2 protein-coding genes are annotated in these 1,937 nt (G+C 41.4%); one reads left to right on the forward strand and one right to left on the reverse strand.

The features are described from left to right. Positions 1–94: 94 nt before the first annotated feature. On the forward strand, positions 95–1,519 hold the full coding sequence (locus tag VF500_RS04860) for an alpha-L-fucosidase (protein ID WP_330858599.1): 1,425 nt from the start codon (positions 95–97) through the stop codon (positions 1,517–1,519). 10 nt (positions 1,520–1,529) lie between these two features. Here VF500_RS04860 and VF500_RS04865 read toward each other — a convergent pair. After that, the coding region (locus tag VF500_RS04865) for a substrate-binding domain-containing protein (protein ID WP_330858600.1) at positions 1,530–1,937 on the reverse strand (408 nt) is incomplete at its 5' end.

Below are 1,937 nucleotides of genomic sequence, written 5' to 3' on the forward strand. Positions count from 1 at the left end.
TTAAACCTTCCTGAAGCTAAACCCGATAGCGAGATCCCGGTAATTGAGCTAATATTAAATTAAACACACTCATCATCAATAGTTTATATTAATCATGATTCAGAAACTCATGTTTGGCCTTTGCCTTTTGGTATGCAGCCAGGTAGTACTTGCGCAAAACGTGCACGAAATGTCAAATACCTACCAGGTACCTAAAGACTCCCTTGTACGGCAAAAACTTGCCCAATGGCAAGACCAAAAATTTGGATTGTTTATGCACTGGGGCACCTACAGCCAGTGGGGAGTTGCAGAAAGCTGGACAATTTGCCCTGATGACTGGGTTACACGAACCGGGCCTTATAGTGATGATTATTTTACCTACAAAAAGGCTTACGAAAACTTACAAACTACTTTTAACCCGGTAAACTTTAACCCCGAAAAATGGGCCAGGGCAGCCAAAGCCGCTGGTATGAATTACGTGGTGTTTACAACCAAACATCACGATGGCTTTAGCATGTTTGATACCAAACAAACCGATTATAAAATCACAGACCCTAAAACGCCTTTTTCAAAAAATCCGCGAAGCAATGTAACTAAAGAAATATTTAACGCCTTTCGTAAAGACAACTTCATGATCGGGGCATATTTTTCCAAGCCCGACTGGCACAATCAAAACTATTGGTGGCCTTACTATCCCCCAAAAGACCACAACGTTAATTACGATCCGCAACGCTACCCCGAACGCTGGCAAAAATTTAAAGATTTTACCTATAACCAGATTGAAGAATTGATGACCGGTTATGGTAAGGTGGATATTTTATGGCTTGATGGCGGTTGGGTGAGGCCATCTCATGAAAAGGATAATGATCCGCAGCATTATAACCAGGATCTTGATATGGCTAAAATAGCGAAAATGAGCCGCAGTCATCAACCCGGCCTTATCATGGTAGACCGCACGGTTGCCGGTGAATTTGAAAATTATACCACGCCAGAACAGGAGGTGCCGGATACCCCCCTATCCTACCCATGGGAAACCTGTATGACCATTGGCAAATATTGGAGCTATGTGCCTGATGATGAATTTAAACCCAGCCGTCAGCTGGTACAAACGCTCATAAAAATAGTATCACGGGGAGGTAACCTGCTGCTTAATATTGCCCCGGGCCCTAATGGTGACTGGAACCCTGTTGCCTATCAACGATTACAGGATATTGCCGGCTGGATAAAAATTAATGGGAAGGGTATTTATGGGTCGGAACCGGTGGCCCCCTACTCGGCGGGTAATATTTATTTCACTAAATCGAAAACTACAAAAACGCTATATGCTTTTTGGTTGTCTGAAAAGGATGTTGTAAGCCTTCCAGCCAATGTAACTTTTCCGGTAAATAACATTAAACGGCTTAAAAAAGTGAGCTTACAGGGCAGCGCTCAAAAACTGAAATGGAATTACGAAAACGGATTGTTAAACATTCAGATACCCAGAGCTTTACAAAAAAGCACCACTTTAAAGTATAGTGGCGCTTTTGTATTGGAATACTAATGGATTACGTTTATGCCATAAAATTCACTTTGTGGGATACCATACTGGAATCAAACACCGCACGATGGAAAATAGGAGCAGCTGATGGCGTTTCTTCAATGCGATAGTCAATTAGTTTGAACAGTATTTCGGCTGCTTTTACTCCTTGTTCTTTAGGGAACTGTTCAATGGAAGCAAGTGGCGAATTATCCATAAAACTCCAGATAGGTGAATTTGCAAAACTGATAAAGCTTATGTCGCGATTAACAACCAGGTTGCTATTCTTAACTACTGCAATTGCATCGCGTGCTACATAATCATTAAAAGTGATAATGGCTGTAGGCTTTTGCTCTAAAGATAAGAGCCTCTTCATTGCATAGTAATTTTGTGCCGGTGACAGATCTGAAGAAACAACAAAATCGTTATTTATATCTATTTG

The sequence above is a fragment of the Mucilaginibacter sp. genome (genome assembly GCF_036383575.1).
Taxonomy (GTDB): Bacteria; Bacteroidota; Bacteroidia; order Sphingobacteriales; family Sphingobacteriaceae; genus Mucilaginibacter.

What these genes read in the sequence shown, in the direction of transcription:
- VF500_RS04860 (WP_330858599.1), top strand. Translation starts at nt 95, where the DNA reads ATGATTCAGAAACTCATGTTTGGCCTTTGCCTTTTGGTATGCAGCCAG.